The sequence below is a fragment of the Haloferax volcanii DS2 genome, from assembly GCF_000025685.1.
Classification (GTDB): domain Archaea; phylum Halobacteriota; class Halobacteria; order Halobacteriales; family Haloferacaceae; genus Haloferax; species Haloferax volcanii.
Map to the genome: position 1 here is coordinate 251,576 of NC_013967.1, position 19,831 is coordinate 271,406.

Here is a 19,831-nt window from a genome sequence, read left to right on the forward strand (position 1 = left end):
CGTGACCGCAGGCAGGACATTCGACAGTCACGAAGCGTCACCTCCGATCGACCGACGAACGTCCTCGTCAGTCGCATCGAACGCGGGATGACGAACGACTGCCCGACTCTCGACGTTGTAGAGCGTCGAGGCACGGACGAAGGTCGTCGGCATCACTTCGACCTCCCTTCAGGGGAACCGCCGTGCCGACCGCACGCGTGCTGTGGGTCTGGAACAGAGACAGAGAGACCAGCGCCCGACCCGCGCTGCAGGCGAATGAGCGTGTCACACTCGCGGCAGCGGTGAACGTGGTTGTTAGAATCGCCGTAGACTCGACGGAAATCGCGGGTGACGTGTGACCCGCAGTACCGACAGCTACTCGCGTCGCTCTGGGACTCGAGTAGCATCATGCCGACCACCTCAAACGGCCGCTAGAACCGGCAAGAACGGCCGATTCAGCCTTAATGGGTATGGGACCGCCCGGATTTGAACCGGGGTCACGGGCACCCAAGGCCCGAAGTATACCAGGCTAACCCACGGTCCCGCACATACGACTCTCCCCGTCGCGGAGTAAAGGGTTTCGTTCCGCCCCGTCAGGTCAGGGGGAAGAAGTACGCGACGCCGATAGTCGTCACCACGCCGAGAAGCAACTGGAGCGGGCCGCCGACGCGGATGTAGTCCGTGAACTTGTAGCCGCCGGGGCCGTAGACGAACAGGTTCGTCTGGTAGCCGACGGGGGTCATAAAGGCCGTCGACGCCGCGAACATGACCGCGAGGACGAACGAGAACGGGTCGGCGCCGAGCGTCGCCGCGGCCTCGATGGCGACCGGAATCATGAGCACGACGCTCGCGTTGTTCGAGATGACGTTCGTCAGGAGCGCCGTCACGAAGTAGAACACGCCGAGGACGGCGATGAGGGGGAGGTAGTCGCCGGTCATCACGACCAGTTCCGCGAGGAGGCCGGCGGCCCCGGAGTTCTCCATTGCGATGCCGAGCGGGATGACGCCCGCGAGCAGGAAGATAACGTCCCACTGGACGGCGTCGTACAGTTCGGTCGGCCGGAGACATTTCGTGGCGACCATGGCGAGCGCGCCGAGGAGCGCGGCGACGACGATGGGCAGGAAGCCGAGCGCGGCGAGCGCGACGACGCCGGCGACGATGCCGACGGCGACGGGGATCTTCGACTCGCGGTAGTCGTGGCGCTCGATTTCCTGGGCGACGATGAAGTTGCGGTTGTTGTCGAGGCGCTCGATGCTCTCGACGGTCGCCTGCACGAGCAGCGTGTCGCCGACGCGGAGCGGGAGGTTGTCCATCCGTCGGCGGATGAGTTCGCCGCCGCGGCGGAGCGCGAGCACGGTCGCGTCGTACCGCTGTCTGAAACTCGCCGAGGCGAGCGACTCGCCGACCAGCGCGGACCCCGGCGCGACGACGACTTCGACGAGGTTCTGGCCGCGGTCGGCGAGTTCGAGTTCGTCCTCGGTGACGGTCGCCGGCACGAGGTCGAGGCCCTCCACGTCGAGCAGTTCGACGAGCGTGTTGCGGTCGGTTCGGAGGGTGAACACGTCGCCCGGCTGAATCTCCTTCGGGCCGAGCGGTTCGAGGAAGACGCTCTCGCCGCGGATGAGTTGGAGGAGGTCGACGTCGAACTCCGTCTCGACGAGCGCCCGCTGGACCTGCTGGCCCACGAGCGGGGAGTCCTCGCGGACGACGACCTCGGTCAGGTACCCCGCCATCTCGAACTCCTCGGTGAGGTCGCGTCGGGGTTCGATTCGCCCCGGGGTGAGCCGACGGCCGATTGTCATGAGGTAGACGACGCCGACGGCCATCACCACCGCGCCGAGCGCGGTGAACTCGAACATCGAGAAGGGCGCTTCGCCCGTGATGCGCGAGTAGACGTCGCTGGCGAGGATGTTGGTCGACGTACCGATGAGCGTCAGCATGCCGCCGAACATCGAGGCGTACGACAGCGGCAAGAGGAGCTTCGACGGCGAGGTTCGCCCGCGCTCCGCGAGGTCGGTCACCATCGGGAGCAGGATGGCGACCGCGGCGGTGTTGTTGATGAAGCCGGAGATGGGGCCGACGACGCCGACGGTCGCGCCGAGCTGTCGGAGTTCGCTGTCGCCGGTGAACGTCGATATCTTCGCGCCGAGAAGCTGGATGATACCCGTCCGCTGGACGCCCTCGCTGAGGATGAACATCGCCAGGACGGTCAGCGTCGCCGTGTTGGCGAACCCCGAGAGGGCGTCGCCGGGGTAGGACTCGAACAGGACGATTGGCGCGCCGAGCATCCCGGCCGAGGCGAGCGCCTCGGAGGCCGGCTGAATCAGCATCAGCGACACCATCACGCCGATGGCCGTCACGTCGACCGGGACGGGTTCGGTCGCGAAGAACGCCAACGCGACGAGGATGACGGCGAAGACGACGAGGATGTCCGGCGTTATCGCTACCACGCGGTCACCGACGCGTCGGCGGCCAAAAAGCGTGCGGGATTCGGACTGTCTCTCGGCCGAGCGCGTCGTCGCTACCGGCCTTCCTCGTCGAGTTCGAGGTCGGCGACGATTTTGTACGGCGACGACCCCTTTCGGATGCCGTCGAGGATGGCGAACGCCTCCTTCGGCGAGAGGAACTGCCGGGTCACGGCGAGGCCGAGCGGCGTCGGGTCGAGGCCGTCGATGAAGCCCCACTCCAAGAGCTTCCCGACCGCGTGGGTCGTCGGCAACTCCCCGAGCATGCGGTTGTTGAGCGCCTTGGCCTTCGTGCCGGCGACGACGATGTTCGCCAGCGTCTCCTCGACCGCCGACGACTGGTCGTACACCGTTCGAACCTCCTCCATCTCGCCTTTGAGGAGCTTGAACGCCACCTCGTCTTCGGTCATCTCCATCGTGTTGTGATAGCTCGCGTCGGGTTCGACGAGCAGGTAGACGACGCCCTTGTCGTGGTAGTCGGGGCGGCCGGCGCGGCCGAGCATCTGGCTGAACTCCTGGACGGAGAGCCACTCGATGCCCATCGCCAGCGTGTCGAAGATGACCTGCGACGCCGGGAAGTCGACGCCGGCGGCGAGCGCGGCGGTCGTCACGACGGCCGCGAGGTCCTGATTGGCGAACTGTCGCTCCACGCGCTTTCTTTGGCCGTAGTCGAGGCCGGCGTGGTACGCCGCGGCGTTGTAGTCCATCTTCCGGGCGATTTCGTGACACCGCCGCCGGGAGTTGGTGAAGATGATGGTCTGACCGCGGTAGCCCTTCGAGGACTTCGAGTCGAACGCCTGCCGCACGAGGCGGTTTTCGATGCGCGGCTTCTCTTGGCCGTCGGCGAAGGTGACGTGGCGCTCGATGGGCACGGGGCGGTCTTCGTACTCGACGAGGTTCGCCCGGAGGTTCTGTGCGAGCCACTTCGGGTTGCCGACGGTCGCAGAGAGGTAAATCCACTGCGCGCCGCCGTAACCCTCGCGGCGGTCCGCGCGGGACTCGCAGTAGTGTTTCAGGCGGGCTATCATCCCGTCGAGGCGGTGGCCGCGTTCCTCTTCTTTCAGGGTGTGGACCTCGTCGATGACGACCGTGCCGATGTCGCCGAGGTCTTTGCCCGTCCGGAGCGCGTGGTCGATACCCTCGTAGGTGCCGACGATGACGTCGGCGTTCGGGTCGAAGCGGTTGCCGTCGTCGTTGATTCGGCTCGCGCCGACGCGGATGGTCACCTTCCCGAGGTGGCCGTAGCGCTCCTTGAAGTCCTCGTGTTTCTGGTTGGCGAGCGCGACGAGCGGGACGAGAAACAGCATCTTCCCGTCGTCGTTCAGCATCCGGTTGATTCCGGCGAGTTCGCCGACGAGCGTCTTCCCGGTCGCCGTCGCGCTCACCACGAGTTGGTCGTCGCCGTCGAGCAGGCCGTTGTCGATGGCGAGGCTCTGGACGGGGAGCAGGGTGTCGAAGCGCTCCGTCAGCATCGATTTCAGGTTCGGGTGGAGGTCGAGCGTGTTCGTCTCGACCAACTCCACGTCCTCCGTCGTCGCGCTGATGGTGTCGAACTTCGTCAGGTCGGGGTCCAACTCGCCTTGCAGTAGGTTCGTGATACGGGTCAGGTCGCCCGTCTCGTACAGCAGTTCCTCCAGGCGCTCTTGGGCAGCCTGCGTGAGCCCGCCCGCGAATGAGAGTTCGCCCTCTAGTTCTTGGACAGCGCAGTCGCGGCAGATGTGCTCGTGTTCGGCCTTGATGGCCGTGTCGTCGGTGATAGGCGAGTAGCGCCCGTTGACGGCACAGCGGCGGCAGGTCCGCACCGTCAGCGCCTCGAGTTGGTATCCGTCGAGCATCTCCTTTAGCTCGTCGCGGCCGTCCTTCGGCGTCTGCTGCGAGATGCGGATGCGGGCGGCCGACCGGGCGAGTTCGACGAACTGGCTCGGGTCGCGCGGCGAATCCTCTCCCTTCCGCGTCACCAGAAAGCGCAGGGGGCGGGGCCCCGCGTTCGTCTCTTTGAGTTCGAGCTTGCCGCGGAGCACCCGCTTTCCGTCCCGGCGGGCGACGACGAGGTAGTCGTCGCCCGTCTGGTGGAGAAACAGCGTGTCGACGCGGGTGACCTGTTTAGACACGGTCCCTGCTACGGCGACGTGGTATTTCAGCGATTCGCCTGCGACCGCTCAGATTCGATAGCGACCCGCACACGCCTTCGTACCGTGTCTTCGAGCCCCGACCCCCGAGGTCCACCGAGGGCCACCGACGGCCACTGACGGCAACCGCGCTCAGGCGTCGGCGTCGGCGGCGAGTTCGATGGCGTCGTCGCCGTTGGGGACCGCACAGAGGAACGCCCCTTCCGCGTCGGATTCGTTTCGATACCAGTGGACGACGCCGGCGGGAATCAGAAGCGAGTCCCCGGCTTCGACCTCGTACTCCTCGTCGCCGATGCCGACGACGTAGCGTCCCGAGAGGACGTACTGTTCGTGTTCGACCTCGTTCGTGTGTTTCGGGACCGACGCGCCGGGGTCGAGGACGAACCGCCGGATGGCGAAGTTCGGCGCGCCGTCGGCCTCGGAGACGAGGACGCCCTTCGACATCCCGTCGGCCGCGCCGACCGCCTCGTACTCGATGTCCGCGCTCCGCTTGACCACCGGCTCCGGTCGGGAATCGCTCATACCTCCCCGTCGATTGCCCGCCCGCGTAAGCATTTCCCCGTCTCTCCGCCCTGACTGCTTAAGGCCCCTCCGCGGCTACCTACGGGTATGCGAGGAATCCGCATCGGTAGCGTCTTCGGTATCCCGATAAAGTTGGACCTCACGTTCCTCATCGTTCTCCCGCTTTTCGCGTGGCTCATCGGCTCGGACGTGACGAATCTCGCGGCCATCGTCAACGACCTCTTCGGCTCGACCATCGACGGCGCGGCCATCTCCGCGGGGTCGATGCAGTGGGTGCTCGGGAGCGCGGCCGCCATCGGGTTGTTCGCCGGCGTCCTGCTCCACGAGTTCGGCCACTCGCTCGTCGCCATGCGCTACGGCTACGAAATCGAGTCCATCACGCTCTGGCTCTTCGGCGGCGTCGCCCGGTTCAAGGAGATACCCGAGGACTGGAAACAGGAGTTCACCATCGCCGTCGCCGGCCCGGTCGTCTCGGTCGCCATCGGCGTCGCCTCCTACGCCGGCTTCCTGTTGCTCCCCGAGTCGCAGGCCCCCGCGCAGTTCGTCCTCGGCTACCTCGCGCTGGTGAACGTTTCTCTCGCCGTGTTCAACATGCTCCCCGGCTTCCCGATGGACGGCGGGCGCGTCCTCCGGGCGCTTCTCGCGCGGAACCGCCCCCACGCGAAAGCGACGCAGATGGCCGCCGAGGTCGGTAAGGTGTTCGCGTTCCTGCTCGGCCTGTTCGGCCTCTTTTTCAACCTGTTTCTCGTCGCGCTCGCCTTCTTCATCTACATGGGGGCGTCCGGCGAGGCCCAACAGACCGTCCTCAAGGCGACGTTCCAGGACGTGGTCGTCCGCGACATCATGACCGGCCGCGAGAACCTCGACGTGGTCGACGAGAAGACCTCCGTCGCGGAACTCCTCGAACGCATGTTCGTCGAGCGCCACACGGGGTATCCGGTGCTCAGAAACGGCGACCTCGTCGGCATGGTCACCCTCGACGACGCCCGCGGCGTCAAGGAGGTCGAGCGCGACGCCTTCCGCGTCGACGACATCATGAGCGACGAACTAACGACCATCACCCCCGACGCCGACGCGATGGACGCCATCGCCCTCATGCAGGAACGCGGTGTGGGCCGCCTCCCGGTCGTCGACGAGGCGGGCGAACTCGTCGGCCTCGTCTCCCGGTCGGACCTCGTCACCGCCTTCAACATCATCCGCAGTCGCGGGTCGCTCGACGCCATGCCCCGCTCCGACGCCGGCCTCGCACAGCTTCGCTGACCAGTCGCTCGCTGGCTAGATTACTCCCCGTCGCGGCTGCCCAACCGTCCGTCGTCGCGGCCGATTTGACTTCGTTCTTCGCCGCCCGCCTCTGCCTCGCGCGCCGTCTCGACCGCCGCTTCGCTCTCGTAGAGGTCGACCGTCGCGTTCGACCGGAACCACGCCATCGCGTCGTCGAGCGCCGCCGGGTCGCCGCCGGTGAGTTTGACTCGCGTCGGCCCGCCGCTGTTGGGATAGCTCCCGACGCCCACGCCGAAGCGCTCGGCGACGACCCCGAGTTCGCGGGCGACAGCCCCCTCCGGCGCGTCGGCGTAGCACTCCCGCGACTCCACGTCGCCCGCGAACCGCTCGGCGATGCCTTCGAACATCGGCTTCATCTCGTCGGGGATGCCCGGCAAGACGTAGACGTTCCCCGCCCGACAGCCGGGCGCGAGCCCCTCTTCGTTCGGGAGCACCTCGGCGTCGGCGGGCATCGAGGCGTACCACTCCGGTTCGAGGTCGAAGTCGATGTCCGGCCGGCGTTCGAGAATCGCCGCGATGGTCGATTCGACCTGCGCCGCGGCCTCCTCGTTGACGACGAACGCCCGGTCGAGCCCGGCGGCGACGGCCTCCATCGTGATGTCGTCCGGCGTTCCGCCGAGACCGCCGGTGACGAGGACCGCGTCGAAGGCGGCCGCCCAGTCGGCGACCGTCTCGGCGATGACCTCGTGGTCGTCGGGAACCGTCTGAATCCGCGCCACCGTCGCCCCACCCTCGGTGAGCCGCCGAGCTAACCACGTCGCGTTCGTGTTCTCGATGTCTCCCGCGAGCAGTTCGTTGCCGACGGTGAGGATGGCGATTTGCATGGCCGAGTGCTAGTACTTCCAGACGAAAGACCTGCCCGTTTCCGGCGTTCCCTTCGCGTTGTCGACGACGGCCGTCTCGACGTTTCTGGACGAGTCGCTCCGCTCCTGGCGGTTCGAGCACCAGTTCACGGAAAAGAGAGGGAGACCGGCGACGACTCTGCGGAGCGACCGATTAGCCCGTCGGTACCGTAGGGCCGACTGGGTCTTCGTTATCCTCCGGGTCGCCGCGGTTGAGTATCGCGTCGCGGATGCGGTCGAACACCGAGTTGTCCGCGCGGAGTTGGGTTCTCATCCCACGGCGAATGTTGTGTGTGACACACTTGTGTCTGGTGGGGTGTCGCGGCGCTCACGTCTCGATTGCGGCCCTCGTCGTTCGAGATTAGAGGTTCAGGTGCGAGAATTGAACCCCGGTCGCAACAAGTTGCTCGCTGATTCAATTCTCGCCGTCGTCCCTCACAGTACATTTCGAGAATGGGTTCGCGCACGCTACGCGGCGCTCACTGGTCGAAATGTAAAGAAGAGGTCCAGGTGCGAGAATTGAACCCGCGTCTCAGCCTCCACAAGGCTGAAGGATAGTCCACTACCCCAACCCGGACACGTTGCAACCCTTCCTAATCCGCTACGACTAAAATACGTTACGCTACGGTCCCGGAATGACAGTACGTAACAGAGGTCGCCCCCATCGACCACACCGCGCCGGCGAGCGGGACGCTTTTGCCGCGGTGGCCCGAACTCCCGGGTAGCAGTGGCTATCACCGACAAGATCTATCTCAAAAACCACCGCCAAATCGTCTCGCAACTGGATACGAACATCCCCAAGCGCGTCTTCAGCGGTGCGACCCTCGAAATCCTCTACTCCGGCGAGGGCCTCGCCAAGGTGGACGACGCCACCCGCGACCGCCTGCTCGACTTCGCGCAGGACTTCCTCGACTGCGAGAATTCGGACGACATCTACACCGGCTACCCCGAGCGCCAGTTCATCGAGTACCTGCTGGAACTCCGCGCGCAGGGCCTCGGCCCCGACGCCATCGTGGACGTGATGAGCGACGACTACATGGTGTACGCCTACCCCGGCGACGTGCTTTCGTTCCTCGACGACTCGGTCCGGACGCTCGAATCGGTCGAGGCGCTCGCGGACGTGGAAGGAGACAGAGAGATGCGGGACGAGGCGCGGCGGGCGAAGCAGGACCTCGTCGGTCCTCGCTGAAATCGGTGGGTGCGGACGCCGCGGCGGAGACGACGACGCTTAGCCGAGGCGGAACGACGGCTCGTCGCCCGTATCGAGGTCTTCCAGTTGGATGACCTCCTCCACGTCGTCGTGGTCGTTTTCGACCTGCTCGCGCAGGTAGTTCACGTAGCCTTTGTGTTCTTCGAGTTGCTCGCGGAGGTGTTCGGCCTCCAGTTCGAGGCGTTCGTGCTCGCGGATGAAGCTCTTGGGAACCTCCACGGTCGGCGGGAACGACTCGTCTTCGCCCTCGCGCAGCTTTTCGAGTTCGTGTTTGGGGACGACCTGCACCTGACCGTCGTGGGCAACTAACGTGTCCACGTAGTCGCGGAAGACGGCGGACAGGGAGATGTCCCGCTCCTCGGCTATCTCCCGAAGGGTCTCGAACGCGTCCTCGTTGACGCGAAACGAGATAGTCTTGTTCTTGTTGCCCATGATATTGGTCGGTCCGTGGTGAGGCCACTTAATGGTTCGTCAGACGAGGGGTCCCGGGCGTCGTAATTCGTCGCAAAAAGGGGCGTGTGACGGTGGAAATCGGCCGTCGGTTGTGTTCGGTCGGCGTTCAGGCCGACGCGAACGAAACGGAGCGAGACGCCCGCTTACGCGCTCAGTTCGTCGGCCTGTTCGAGGCTTTCGAGCGCGGCGATGGCGGCGCGCTTGTACTCCTCGGGGTCGAGGTCGTAGTGCTCGCGGGCCATCCGCGCGTACTCGTCGCCCTCCTCGTCGAACGCCGCGATGCGGTCGAGCGTCTTGTCCGCGGTCTCCGTCACCCAGCGGTCGCGCGTGGCCGCGTCGACCTCGGTGATTGATTCGGGGCGGACGGAGACGTTGATGCTGCCGTCGTCGGTCTCGTACGTCCGCGGCTTGCCGACGACCGCGACGTAGGCGGGCGCGTCGAGGTCGCGCAGCGCGCTGGCGGCCTCGGGCTGGTACTGGCCGGCGTAGACGAAGAACGTCCCCGTCGGGTCGACGATGCGACCCCGCCAGTACTCGTTGTCCTCGCCGACGTCTTCCTTCTCGGTCAGCGTGCCGACGAGGAAGACGCGGTTGGCGCTCTCTCCCGTCGGGAGCAGCAGATAGACGGGCGCGCGCTCGTCGTCCGACTCTTTGAACGTGTAACCGGCGTCGTTGAACTCCTGTGCGAAGACGCGCCGGGCGACCTCTCGAGTGGGGATTTCGTTGGAACTCATTTACATCGACCTCGCTTTGATGAGCAGTTCTTCTGCGTCCGCCGGCTCGCGCAGCCGCTCGACTTCGTTGGCGAGCACGTACCGGCCCAGCGTCGGGCCGGTGACGCGGTAGTAGTACCCCACGAGGTCACCGCGCATCTCCTCTTCGACGATGGTGGTGTCGAGGGCGTCCATGGCCATCTGCTTCGCCTCGTCCAGTTCGATACCGGTCAGCTCCTCCGTCATCTCTCTGTTGAAGATGACTTCGTGGACCTCGTCGCCGTCGTCGACGACGGCCTTGATTCGGAGGTCGAACTCGCCTTCGACGCTGCCGTGTTCGGAACAGCGCCCGTTCTGGAGGACGCGCGTACAGCCCTCCTCCGGACAGCGCTTGATGAGGCCGCTCCCCGACTGGCTGTCCACGAGCGCGCCCTCGACGCTGGTCGAGTCGTCGCCGACTTCGATCTCCTCGTCGAGTTCGGTGATGCTCGTCGTCCGGTTGAGCTTCACGGAGAAGTTGCCCTGGTACTCGTCGGTGACGACGTTGCCGAGCGCGTACGACTTCCCTTCTTCGAGTTCGGGGAGTTCGGACGTGGTGAACGAGACGAACTTCATCCGCCCGGAGTCGTCGCCGAGCAGGCCGACCTGCGCGATGGACTCGCTCCGGGGTTCCCAGAGTTCGACGACCTTCGCGCGCACGTCGACCCACTGCTCGTCTTCGTCGATGTCGTTGAGCAGGGTCTGTTCGTTTCCGCCGGAGCCGCCGGCGAGCTCGTCGCGCTCGATACCGGCCTCGTCGAGGTAACTGTTGACGACGCTCCGCCGCGCTTCGTCGACGGGGACGCGGTACTCGGTGACGAGGCTCTCTAATCGTTCTTCGACTTCGTCCGCGGACACGTCTAGGTGGTCCGAGAACTGGTCGGCTATCTCAGCCGCATGGGTTCGCAAATCAGTCATGGTCTACCTCGCCTCCACCTTGGTTTCCATTGGGAGGCATACTGACCTTGGATGCGTACTCATATAAAAAGTTGCAAACGGCGCAGTGAAAGTGAACGTCGCGGCCGAGAGCGCGCCAGAACCGCCGCACCGAGCGAGGAATTGATAGCCTCGGGGCACGCACTCGACAGAATGGACGACCGCCTCGAAAGCATCATCCGCAGCGCCGCCCGCTCGGCCGGCAAGCGCTACGAAGAGGCCAAACGCGCCTATCGAGACGGTCGGGACCCGTCTCCGACGCACTCCCTCCCGCGGGACGCCGAGGGTCGCGCGAAAATCGTCTGCCGCCGCCACGCCGAGCACCGCGCCGTCGCCGTCGACGCGAAGGGCCGTCCCGCCTGCTTCGACCCCGACCACCCCGACTGTCAGGGCTGTGTCGATGACATTCGCGAGGGGATGGTCGAGACGTGGTAGGCGACGTGGTTGGAGACGTGGTACGGTTTTGAGGCTGTGGCACCACCGGCCCGTATGGACCGCCCACTCGTCGCGCTCGTCCTCGCCGGCGGCACCGGCACCCGCCTGTACCCCGCGAGCCGGAGCGACCGGCCCAAGCAGTTCCTCCCGCTCGGCGGCGACCGCTCGCTGCTCGCGGAGACCGTCGCCCGCGCCGACTTCGCCGACCACGTCGTCGTCTCGACGCGTCCCGCGTTCACCGACGACATCGCTGACCATGCGCCCGACGCCGAGGTCGTGGTCGAGCCCGCGGCCAAGGACACCGGCCCGGCGCTCGTCTACGCGACCCACCGCATCGCCGCATCGTACGACGACCCGGTCGTGGTCGTCCTCCCGAGCGACCACCACGTCGGCGACGGCTTCGCCGAGGCAATGACCAGCGGGGCGCGCGTCGCCGCCGACACCGACTCCCTCGTCGCCTTCGGCGTCGAACCCACTCGCCCGGAGACCGGCTACGGCTACATCGAACCCGGCGCGGACCGCGACGACGCCCGCGACCTCGCCGCGTTCCACGAGAAACCGGACGCCGAGACGGCCGCCCGCTACGTCGACCAGGGCTACCTCTGGAACGCCGGGATGTTCGCGTGGACGCCCGAAGCGCTGTTTTCCGCCGCGCGCGACTCGCCGCTTTCCCCCCTCCTCGACGCCCTCGACGACGGCGACGCGGACGCCGGCTTCGCGGCGGTCGAAGGCGTCAGCATCGACTACGCGGTGATGGAGCGCGCCGCCGACGCGGCGGTCGTCCCGGCCGATTTCGAGTGGGACGACCTCGGCTCGTGGGACGCCCTCGAACGAATCGTCGACGCCGACGAAGACGGTAACGTCGCGCTCGGTGACGACCCGGTGTTCGTCGATGCCGCGGACAACGTCGTCGCCACCGACGGCGCGACCGTCTCGCTCGTCGGCGTCTCCGACCTCGCGGTCGTCGCGTGGGGCGACCGCGTGCTCGTCGTGCCGAAAGAGGAGGCGCAGAAAGTTCGCGAGGTGGTGTCGCGGCTGAAGCGGAAAGAGATGTTCTGACCGAACGGTTCTTCGTCGCGTAGTTCAGCCTGGTTGATAGTATGGGCGACAGGCACCTCCCGAACCGACGACAGCGCGTCGAGCAGTTACTGACGCAGTACGAGTGTCTCCAGAGCGAAAAACAGGACCTCATCGACCAACAGAGCAGGCGGATTCAGGGGCTGATGGCCGCCATCGCCGCCGTCATCGGCTACGCGCTCTACGCCGGCCACCTCGTGTATCTCGGGATGGTTCCGATTCTCATCGGTCTCGTGTTCGTCGAGGTGATTCTCACTCACAACCAGATGCTCTTCGTGGCGAAGCATCTCGCCGTCATCGAGGCGGCGCTCGCGGGGTCGTCGGACTCCCCGTTCAGACACGAACGCGTCCGCGGCGGCGTCTTCGGCGACGAGCGCGGGAGGGGACGATGGCTCGCGCTGGCCGACGTTCCGCACCTGTTTCAGCTCGCGCTCGGCGTCGTCGCGTACGGCTGTTTCGCCGTCATTTCGACGCGCCCCGTGGCGTGGGAGCGCTACGGCGGCACCGTTCCGTCGGTCGTCGGCATCGACCTAAACGCCGACCTCGTCGGCGCGGCGCTTCTCGTATACTTCGCCGGCCTGCTCCTCGTGGGACTCTCGCACCTCGCGCTCAGGTCGCGGGTCCACCGGGGCGTGGCGGCGTCGGTGTCTCCCTCAAAAATTGCGCCGTGACCGGCGGGGCGGCTCAGGCGCTCCGCAGCCGCCCGCCGTCGACCGGGACACACGCCCCGGTGACGAAGCTCGCGCGGTCGCTGGCGAGGAACGCGACCACGTCGCCGAGTTCGCGCGGGTCACCGACGCGGCCCAGCGGAATCCCGTCGGACCACGAGTCGAGGCCTTCTTCGTACGTGTCGTGGTCGCCGCGCTCGACGGCCGCCTCGACCAGTTCCTCGATGCGACTCGTCTCGTGTGCGCCCGGCAGGACCGCGTTCACCCGCACGCCCGGCGCGAGTTCGCGCGACAGCGACTTCACGAGGCCGATGACGCCGCGGCGGACCGCGTTCGAGAGGATGAGGTCGTCGATGACCTCCTTGACCGACGTAGAGGTGATGCAGGTAATCGTCCCCACGTCGCTCGCTTCGAGGTGCGGCCGCGCCGCCCGCACGGTCCAGACGGCGCTCATGACGAGCATGTCGAACGCGCCGTACCACTCCCGTTCGGTCAGGTCAGCGAAGCCGCCCGGCGGCACGCCGCCGGCCGAGGTGACGACGTGGTCGACGCCGCCGAACTCCTCGACGGCAGCCTCGACTAGCGCCTCCACGTCTCCCTTGTTCGTGATGTCAGTCTCGACGCCGAGCACGTCGCCGTCGAGGTCGCCAAGCTCCGATTCGGTCGCCGCGAGGCGCTCGGGGTCGCGCCCGCAGACGACGACGTTCGCTCCTTCGTCGGCCAGCGCCGCGGCGCTCGCGCGCCCGAGACCGGCCGAACTCGCCGTGACGACGACCGTGTCGCCGTCGAGTCCGAGTTCCATGTCCGGGGCGACGACCGCCGCGAGCAAAAGCGTGGGCCTCGCGGCACGACGTGTGGCGAATCGGGCCGTCAGAACGGCGGGTCGGTGCGGTCGGCTGCGCGCTGTACGGGCTCAGACGCCGTCGGCGTGTCGGCGGACGCGAACCCGGCCGTCGCTCGTGACGCCGACGAAGAGCTGTTCTTTGATTTCCCGTCCCTCCACCGCGTCGCCGGCGGCGTCGGAGACGATTTTCATCAGGTCCGGCGCGGTCTGGTTCACCTTCACGCCCGCCTCGTCGCAGGCGTCGTACACCTGCTTGGGCACGTCGTAGAGGTCGCTTCCGGTCGGGACCTCGACGCGGACCGGCGCGGTGAGCGCGTCCACGAACGTCACCGTCTCGCGGGCCTTCTCGACGTTGGCGCGGGCGCTGGCTTCGATGCTGGAGACGTTCGCGCGCGAGGTGCCGAGGAAGTCGGCGATAGTCGACTGGCGGACCCCACGCTCGCGCAGCGCGAGCACCTCCGCCTGCCGTCGCGTGAGGACGCTCGTCTCCGGGTCGAACCCCGCCCTGTCGAGCAGTTGGTCTACGTCGGGGACCGTCTCGTCGTCGCGTCCGGCGTCGCTCATACCTCGGGGTAGGTCTCGGGGGTGAAAAAAGATACAGCAGGCTGACTGTCCACGGGACGCCGCCGCCGACTCGGCGTTACTCGCCCCAGAAGTTGTCTCGGCTGCCGAGCGCCTCGGGGCGCTTCGGACCGTCGCGACCGCTTCCCTTCGATTTGGCGTCCGCGCCGGTTGACTCGCCCGCCCCGCTCGTCTCTCCCGCCTCGTCCCCCTCGGCTTCGGGGTCGAGCGGCAGGCGCTCGACGATTTTCTTCGCGCGGGCGTGGCTCCCCTTCACCCGGTCGATGCGGACGATGGCGCGCGCGTCCGGCAGGAGCCCGTCCACGAAGACGATGAAGCCGTCTTCGGTCCGCCCGACGCCGGCACCGCTCTCGTGGATGTCCTCGACGGTGACGATGACCTCCTCTCCCGGCTTGACGGGCTGCTGTTTGAGCTCGGAGATGGGGCGCTCGTAGTGGTCGCACCACTCCGCGCCGCCGCGGTCGCCGTAGTACTGGCACCCCATGCCCGCGATTCGTTCTGAGAAGCTCGGGCAGTCGTCCGCGAGTGGACAGTCGGACATGCGGGGAGGTACACTAGGGGCACTCTAAACGCTTGCGGGTAGCCCGTCGCCCGCCGAAACGCTTTCCCTCGCGCGCTCGAACCCCGCGGTATGGCAGAACGCGTCCCCGAGTTCGCACTCCTTATCGGCGTCTTCCTCGGCCTCTCTGCGACCGTCTCCGCGGCGGTTCTCTCGGGCGCGCTGTTTCGCCCGCTCCTGTTCGGTGCCGCCGTCTGTTACCCCTTCGCCGCCTTCGGCGTCCTCCGGTCCGAAGACCCCTCTGAGGCGCTGCCGCCGCGGGTCGTCCTCGGCCTCGGCGTAGCCATCGGCCTCCTGACCGCGGCGGCCGCCGTCCTCGAACGCGCGACGGTCGAACCGCTCGACGGCGTGTTCGCCGCCGTCGTGGTGTCGCTTCCGCCCGTCGCCTACGCGGTCCGGTTCGGCGCGGACGTGAACCCGCTGTCGCCGGTCCAGTCGCTCGCCTGCTGTGCGGTCGTCGGCACGGCGTTTCTCGCGCTCGCCCCGCGCCTCGGGACGACGAGCGCGCTCCTCGGGTTCGTTCTCGGACTCTCGGGCGCGCTCTACGCCGACGCCCGCGGATTCAGGCCGACACACCGCCAACAGCGCGCCGGCATCGCCGCGGGCGTGTTCGTCGGCGTCGCGGTCGCGGCCGCCGGCGTCGCGACGGGTCTCCCTCTCGGGTCGACCACGGCCACGGCTGTCGCCGCGGCGCTCACGCCGAGTCTGTCCGTCGCGCTCGCGAGAAACCGGAGACAACCCCATCGCTTTCGGTCGTAGCGGGCGCGTGAAACTCCGCAAAAATCTGGACCAAAAAGAACGCAGAGTTCAGGCCAGCGGCGTCCGCTCGACCACCGTGCCATCGTACGTCGGGTACTGCTCGACTATTTCGCCGTCGTCGACGTCGCCGTCTTCGATCATCTCTTCGAGGAGCCACCACGCGACCTCGACGTGGTTCGACTTGATGCTGTAAAACTCGTCGGGGACGCCGAGTTCGATGAACCGCTCGGCGGGCGTGTAGGTCTTGCCGTAGACGAGCGTGCCGTCGTCCGTCACCTCGTCGAAGGGGCGGCGGAGGTTGCGGGCCATGCGCTTCAGGCGATTTCTGTGCTGGGCGGCGTCCTTGAACACGGAGGTACAGAAGTAGACGCGCTCGTGGTCGCCCATCTCGTCGAGAATGGCCTCCTTCGAGCCATCAACCGCCGACATGTGGCCATCTTGCAGTTCGTAGCCCTTCTCCTGCATCCGGCGGTAGTTCCCGTCGGACATCTCGAACTCGTTGATGTTGCAGAACTCCGCGGCCCCCTCGTCGAGGAAGTCGAGGAACTCCGGTTCCGCGCGGATGCCCGGAATCTCGAACGCCGGAGTCAGGCCTTCCTCGCGGGCGATGTAGAGGATATCTTCCCATTCGGTGCCGTGCATGTCGCCCCAGAGTTCGAGCGGCGGGTGGAAGCGAATCTCGTCGAGGCCGGCCTCAGCGAGGCGGCGCATGTTCTCGCGGCCGCCAGTGATTCCCGTATAGAGGTGGATGTGGTGGTCCTCACCGAACTCGTCTTTGAGAAGCGAGATGTATCGGCAGGTCTTGTCGAGCGCCTCCTGCGGTTCGCCGCCGGTGATGGACGACCCGAGTGCGTCCATGCGTTTCGCCTCCTCGATGACGTCGGCGTCGGACTCGACTTTCCGCTCGTTGGCGTACACGTCGGTGACGTTCTTGCGATTCTCGCCGAGCGGGCAGTAGAAACAATCGCGCTGGTCGCAGTACCCGTAGACGAACAGCACCATCTTCCCGCCCATGGCGCACTGTTCGCATCCCTTCGAGATCATTCGATTACGGATCCATACTTGGTGCATCGTCAAAAGGCGTCCGACTTCGCCCGGAGCACCTCCCGCTCGCCGGTACGATTATTATTATCTGTGACTGACAACACGCCATGTCTCTCGGTTCCGTCGTTCGTGCTGAGGGCCCGGTACGGGTGCTCCTCGTCGACGATACCGAGTCCGCCGCGGACACGATGTCGGCGCTCAGCGGCTGTGACCGCCTCGATGTCGCGGCGGTCGACGCTCCGACCGCGGCGGTCGACGCGCACGCCGAGTCGCCGTTCGACTGTATCGTCACCGAGTTCGAATTCGACGGCACCGGCGGTCTTGACGCGCTCCTTCGCGTCCGCGAGCTGCCGAACCCGCCGCCCGTGATTCTGTTCACCCGGCTTGACTCCGAGGAGACGGTCCGCGAGGCGGTCGCCGCCGGCGTCGCCGACGTGGTCGACAAGCGACCGACCGACGCTCAAATCGCGGTGCTCGCCCACCGCATCTCGAAGGCGGTCGCCGCGGCCCGCCAGTCGACCGAACTCGACGAACTGCACGCGTGGCTCCGCGTCGTCGCCGAGCAGTCGCTCGTCGGCCTGTACGTGATACGCGACGGCCGGGTCGCGTTCGTCAACGAGTATCTCTCGAACTTGCTCGGCTACGACACGGACGAGGTGGTCGGCCGACCCATCACCGAGTTCGTCGTCGAAGAAGACCGCACCATCGTCGAAGAGAGCCTGCGAAACAGGTCCCACGGCAGCGTCGAATCGATGTCGTACACCGTTCGCGTCCGTGATTACGCCGACGAGCTGACCGCGCTGGAAATCACCGGTCAGCGGACGACGGTCGACGGCGAGCCGGTCGTCGTCGGGACCGCGATGGACGTCACGGCCCGACTGGAGTCCGAACGACTCCTCAGACGGTCCGAACGTCTCACCAGCCAAATCATCTCGTCGCTCCCGGATATGGTGTTCATCTCGGAGCCCACCGAGTTCGATATCGTCTACATCAACGACCAGTTCGAGAGCGTCTGGGGACGCGACGTGTCGCTTCTCTACGATGACCCGAACTCGTTCCTCGACCTCATCCACGTCGACGACCGAGACCAACTGACGCGGGCTATCGACGAGATGTTCGTCGACATCCGAGACGGTGCCGTCGACGACCAGTACGAGTTCGAGTTCCGATTCGTTCCCGAGGGGAGCGAGCGTATCCACTGGGCCACCGCCCGCGCGGTCCCGCTCCTCGGTGAGAACGGCGACGTGACGAACATCCTCGGCGTGATTTCCGACCTCACGGAACGCATCAGCCACGAGCGCGAACTCGCCCAGCAGAACGCCCGGCTCGACGCCTTCGCCCGCGTCCTCTCGCACGACATCCGCGGCCCGCTGGCGGTCGCACAGGGCCGGCTCGAACTCGCACGCGAACTCGACGACGACAGCCACCTCGACCACGTCGAGCGCGCCCACCGACGCATCACCGACGTGGTCGAAGACGTGCTGTCTCTCGCCCGCGACGAGCGCTCCGTCCTCGACGCGACGGAGGTCTCGCTGGCCGACGCCGCGGCCACCGGCTGGGAGATGTGCTCGTCGAACGCCGACCACGTCCGCTGTGAAATCGGCGAGCTTCCGGTGGTCGAAGCCGACGAGAGCCGGACGACGCGCCTCTTCGAGAACCTGTTTCGGAACGCGCTTCAGCACGCTCGAAACGGCCGCGCCGGCGCGGCCGACCGCGGCGACGAGCCGACCGACCTCGTGATTCGCGTCGGCGCGCTTCCGTCGCGCCGCGGCTTTTTCGTCGAGGACAACGGGCCCGGCATCCCGGCGTCGATTCGCGACCGCGTCTTCGACGCCGGCTTTTCGACCAAAGACGGCGACGGAAACGGCCTCGGACTCGGCATCGTCCGGCAGATTGCCGACTCCCACGGCTGGGCGGTTCGGGTTGTCGACGGCGCGGCCGGCGCGCGCTTCGAGGTGCTTTTCGACCCCGTCGGCGAGGCCGGCGCGGCGGAGTGAGCGCCGCGGCTCACGGGCGGGTCGCGACCGCGCGCCCGAGGCCGACCGCTCGCTCGGTGAGACCGACGGACCGCGCCACCGCGACCGCTCCCCCGAAAGCAGATATATCCCCGTGGCATAGGAGTCAACGATGCTCTTGGTCCTCTGTGTCGACCTCGACGACGACCTCGGCCGCAAGACGGGTCTGTCGACGCCCGTCGTCGGCCGACAGCGCGTCGAGGACGCCGCGGTGGCGCTGGCCACCGCGGACCCGGAGGACTCCGACGTGAACGTCCTCTTTCAGGGCATTCAGGTCCACGACGAACTCCTCGAATCGGAGGACGAGGAGGTCGAAGTCGCGGCGGTCACCGGGTTGGAAGGCAGCGACGTGAAGGCGAACCGCGCCATCGGCGACGAGATAGACACCGTCCTCGCGAGCCTCTCGACCGGCGAGCCCGTCCACGCCATCGTCATCACCGACGGCGCACAGGACGAGTCGGTCCTGCCGGTCATCCGCTCGCGCGTCCCCATCGACGGGGTTCGCCGGGTCGTCGTCAGGCAGGCCCAGAACCTCGAATCGATGTACTACACGATGAAGCAGGTGCTCGCCGACCCCGAGACCCGCGGGACCATCCTCGTCCCGCTCGGCATCCTGCTTCTCATCTACCCCTTCGTCACCATCGCCAGCTTCTTCGACGTGCCTGGCGCGGTCGTTCTCGGCCTCATCTCGGCGCTGCTCGGCCTGTACACGCTGTTCCGGGGCCTCGGCCTCGAATCAGCGGTCGACGAGGCGGCCGACCGCGCCCGGAACGTCCTCTACGCCGGCCGCGTCACCATCATCACCTACGTCGCCGCCGCGGCGCTCCTCGTCGTCGGCGGCGTCCGCGGGGTCGAACTCCTCGAAACCGTCTCGGAGAGCGTCGCGGGCGACCCCCCGGCGGGGCTCGTCCTCGCCACGCTCGTCCACGGCGCGGTCGAGTGGTTCGCCGCCGCCGGCATCACCAGCAGCCTCGGGCAGGTGACGGACGAGTACCTCCACGACCGCTTCAAGTGGCGCTATCTCAACGCGCCGTTCTACGTGCTCGCCATCGCCATCGTACTGTACGCGCTCTCGGGGTTTTTCCTCCCCGAGGGCGTCGTCGGCGTCCAGACGTTCTACCTCCCCGGGCTCGCCGTCGCGCTCACGGTCGGCACGCTCCTCGGCGTGCTGAGCACGCTCACGTTCGCGGTGGCGGAGTCGCGCTACCCGACCGGCTCCGACGGCGAAAACGAGCAACCGGCGTAATCGGCGTTCCCCCGCCGACTGTGTTTCCTCTCG

At 66.9% G+C, this 19,831-nt stretch carries 20 protein-coding genes and 2 tRNA genes; 8 read left to right on the forward strand and 14 right to left on the reverse strand.

Annotated elements, in window-relative coordinates:
- Positions 1-152: 152 nt before the first annotated feature.
- From HVO_RS21630 to HVO_RS06075, 5 genes are all read right to left on the reverse strand, one after another.
- Positions 153-389, reverse strand: coding sequence for a DUF7563 family protein (locus HVO_RS21630; RefSeq protein WP_081442882.1), 237 nt, complete (start codon positions 387-389; stop codon positions 153-155).
- Positions 390-450: 61 nt separating this feature from the next.
- Positions 451-523 (reverse strand) — tRNA-Pro (locus tag HVO_RS06060).
- Between the two features lie 49 nt (positions 524-572).
- Positions 573-2,321 (reverse strand): SLC13 family permease, encoded by a 1,749-nt coding sequence (locus HVO_RS06065; RefSeq protein WP_394324814.1) that lies wholly within the window; start codon positions 2,319-2,321, stop codon positions 573-575.
- A 179-nt stretch (positions 2,322-2,500) separates the two neighbouring features.
- The gene (locus HVO_RS06070; protein ID WP_004044639.1) at positions 2,501-4,555 is read right to left on the reverse strand and encodes a DEAD/DEAH box helicase; all 2,055 of its coding nucleotides are present in this window, start codon (positions 4,553-4,555) and stop codon (positions 2,501-2,503) included.
- A 150-nt stretch (positions 4,556-4,705) separates the two neighbouring features.
- The gene (locus HVO_RS06075) at positions 4,706-5,095 is read right to left on the reverse strand and encodes a cupin domain-containing protein (protein ID WP_004044638.1); all 390 of its coding nucleotides are present in this window, start codon (positions 5,093-5,095) and stop codon (positions 4,706-4,708) included.
- Positions 5,096-5,182: 87 nt separating this feature from the next.
- Between HVO_RS06075 and HVO_RS06080 the strand changes: the two genes are divergently transcribed.
- Entirely contained in the window at positions 5,183-6,355 is a 1,173-nt protein-coding gene (locus HVO_RS06080) for a M50 family metallopeptidase (RefSeq protein WP_004044637.1), read from the forward strand.
- 20 nt (positions 6,356-6,375) lie between these two features.
- Here the strand turns inward: HVO_RS06080 and HVO_RS06085 are convergent, their stop codons facing one another.
- Both HVO_RS06085 and HVO_RS06090 read right to left on the reverse strand, forming a co-directional pair.
- Positions 6,376-7,200, reverse strand: a complete 825-nt coding sequence (locus tag HVO_RS06085; RefSeq protein ID WP_004044636.1) for a competence/damage-inducible protein A — start codon at positions 7,198-7,200, stop codon at positions 6,376-6,378.
- A 522-nt stretch (positions 7,201-7,722) separates the two neighbouring features.
- Positions 7,723-7,795 (reverse strand) — tRNA-His (locus tag HVO_RS06090).
- Between the two features lie 150 nt (positions 7,796-7,945).
- Between HVO_RS06090 and HVO_RS06095 the strand changes: the two genes are divergently transcribed.
- Positions 7,946-8,407, forward strand: a complete 462-nt coding sequence (locus HVO_RS06095) for a DUF5814 domain-containing protein (protein WP_004044634.1) — start codon at positions 7,946-7,948, stop codon at positions 8,405-8,407.
- A 39-nt stretch (positions 8,408-8,446) separates the two neighbouring features.
- Here the strand turns inward: HVO_RS06095 and HVO_RS06100 are convergent, their stop codons facing one another.
- From HVO_RS06100 to HVO_RS06110, 3 genes are all read right to left on the reverse strand, one after another.
- Complete coding sequence (locus tag HVO_RS06100) at positions 8,447-8,860, reverse strand: ribbon-helix-helix protein, CopG family (protein WP_004044633.1); 414 nt, start codon at positions 8,858-8,860, stop codon at positions 8,447-8,449.
- Between the two features lie 164 nt (positions 8,861-9,024).
- Positions 9,025-9,615 carry an RPA family protein gene (locus HVO_RS06105; RefSeq protein WP_004044632.1) on the reverse strand — a complete coding sequence of 197 codons (591 nt, stop codon included), beginning with the start codon at positions 9,613-9,615 and terminating at the stop codon, positions 9,025-9,027.
- Positions 9,616-10,551, reverse strand: a complete 936-nt coding sequence (locus tag HVO_RS06110; RefSeq protein WP_004044631.1) for a hypothetical protein — start codon at positions 10,549-10,551, stop codon at positions 9,616-9,618.
- A 171-nt stretch (positions 10,552-10,722) separates the two neighbouring features.
- On the opposite strand from HVO_RS06110, the gene HVO_RS06115 reads away from it, so the two are divergent.
- Genes HVO_RS06115 through HVO_RS06125 form a run of 3 tightly spaced genes read left to right on the forward strand, consistent with a single transcriptional unit; the run spans position 10,723 to position 12,752 of the window.
- Positions 10,723-11,004: a DUF7091 family protein gene (locus tag HVO_RS06115; RefSeq protein WP_004044630.1), complete on the forward strand. Its 282-nt coding sequence runs from the start codon at positions 10,723-10,725 to the stop codon at positions 11,002-11,004.
- 54 nt (positions 11,005-11,058) lie between these two features.
- Entirely contained in the window at positions 11,059-12,063 is a 1,005-nt protein-coding gene (locus HVO_RS06120; RefSeq protein ID WP_004044629.1) for a mannose-1-phosphate guanylyltransferase, read from the forward strand.
- A gap of 41 nt (positions 12,064-12,104) precedes the next feature.
- Complete coding sequence (locus HVO_RS06125; RefSeq protein ID WP_004044628.1) at positions 12,105-12,752, forward strand: hypothetical protein; 648 nt, start codon at positions 12,105-12,107, stop codon at positions 12,750-12,752.
- Between the two features lie 13 nt (positions 12,753-12,765).
- Here the strand turns inward: HVO_RS06125 and HVO_RS06130 are convergent, their stop codons facing one another.
- From HVO_RS06130 to HVO_RS06140, 3 genes are all read right to left on the reverse strand, one after another.
- Positions 12,766-13,551 (reverse strand): SDR family oxidoreductase, encoded by a 786-nt coding sequence (locus HVO_RS06130; protein WP_004044627.1) that lies wholly within the window; start codon positions 13,549-13,551, stop codon positions 12,766-12,768.
- Positions 13,552-13,662: 111 nt separating this feature from the next.
- Positions 13,663-14,157, reverse strand: a complete 495-nt coding sequence (locus tag HVO_RS06135) for a Tfx family DNA-binding protein (RefSeq protein ID WP_004044626.1) — start codon at positions 14,155-14,157, stop codon at positions 13,663-13,665.
- 76 nt (positions 14,158-14,233) lie between these two features.
- Positions 14,234-14,716 (reverse strand): TRAM domain-containing protein, encoded by a 483-nt coding sequence (locus tag HVO_RS06140; RefSeq protein WP_004044625.1) that lies wholly within the window; start codon positions 14,714-14,716, stop codon positions 14,234-14,236.
- A gap of 90 nt (positions 14,717-14,806) precedes the next feature.
- Between HVO_RS06140 and HVO_RS06145 the strand changes: the two genes are divergently transcribed.
- A complete protein-coding gene (locus tag HVO_RS06145) occupies positions 14,807-15,493 on the forward strand; it encodes a hypothetical protein (protein ID WP_004044624.1) in 687 nt (228 codons plus the stop codon).
- Between the two features lie 48 nt (positions 15,494-15,541).
- On the opposite strand, the gene HVO_RS06150 is transcribed toward HVO_RS06145, so the two are convergent.
- A complete protein-coding gene (locus HVO_RS06150; RefSeq protein ID WP_013035304.1) occupies positions 15,542-16,537 on the reverse strand; it encodes a radical SAM protein in 996 nt (331 codons plus the stop codon).
- A gap of 107 nt (positions 16,538-16,644) precedes the next feature.
- Between HVO_RS06150 and HVO_RS06155 the strand changes: the two genes are divergently transcribed.
- Together HVO_RS06155 and HVO_RS06160 are read left to right on the forward strand one after the other, a co-directional pair.
- Entirely contained in the window at positions 16,645-18,534 is a 1,890-nt protein-coding gene (locus HVO_RS06155) for a hybrid sensor histidine kinase/response regulator (protein WP_013035486.1), read from the forward strand.
- A gap of 130 nt (positions 18,535-18,664) precedes the next feature.
- Positions 18,665-19,798, forward strand: coding sequence for a DUF373 family protein (locus HVO_RS06160; RefSeq protein ID WP_004044621.1), 1,134 nt, complete (start codon positions 18,665-18,667; stop codon positions 19,796-19,798).
- Positions 19,799-19,831: the final 33 nt, after the last annotated feature.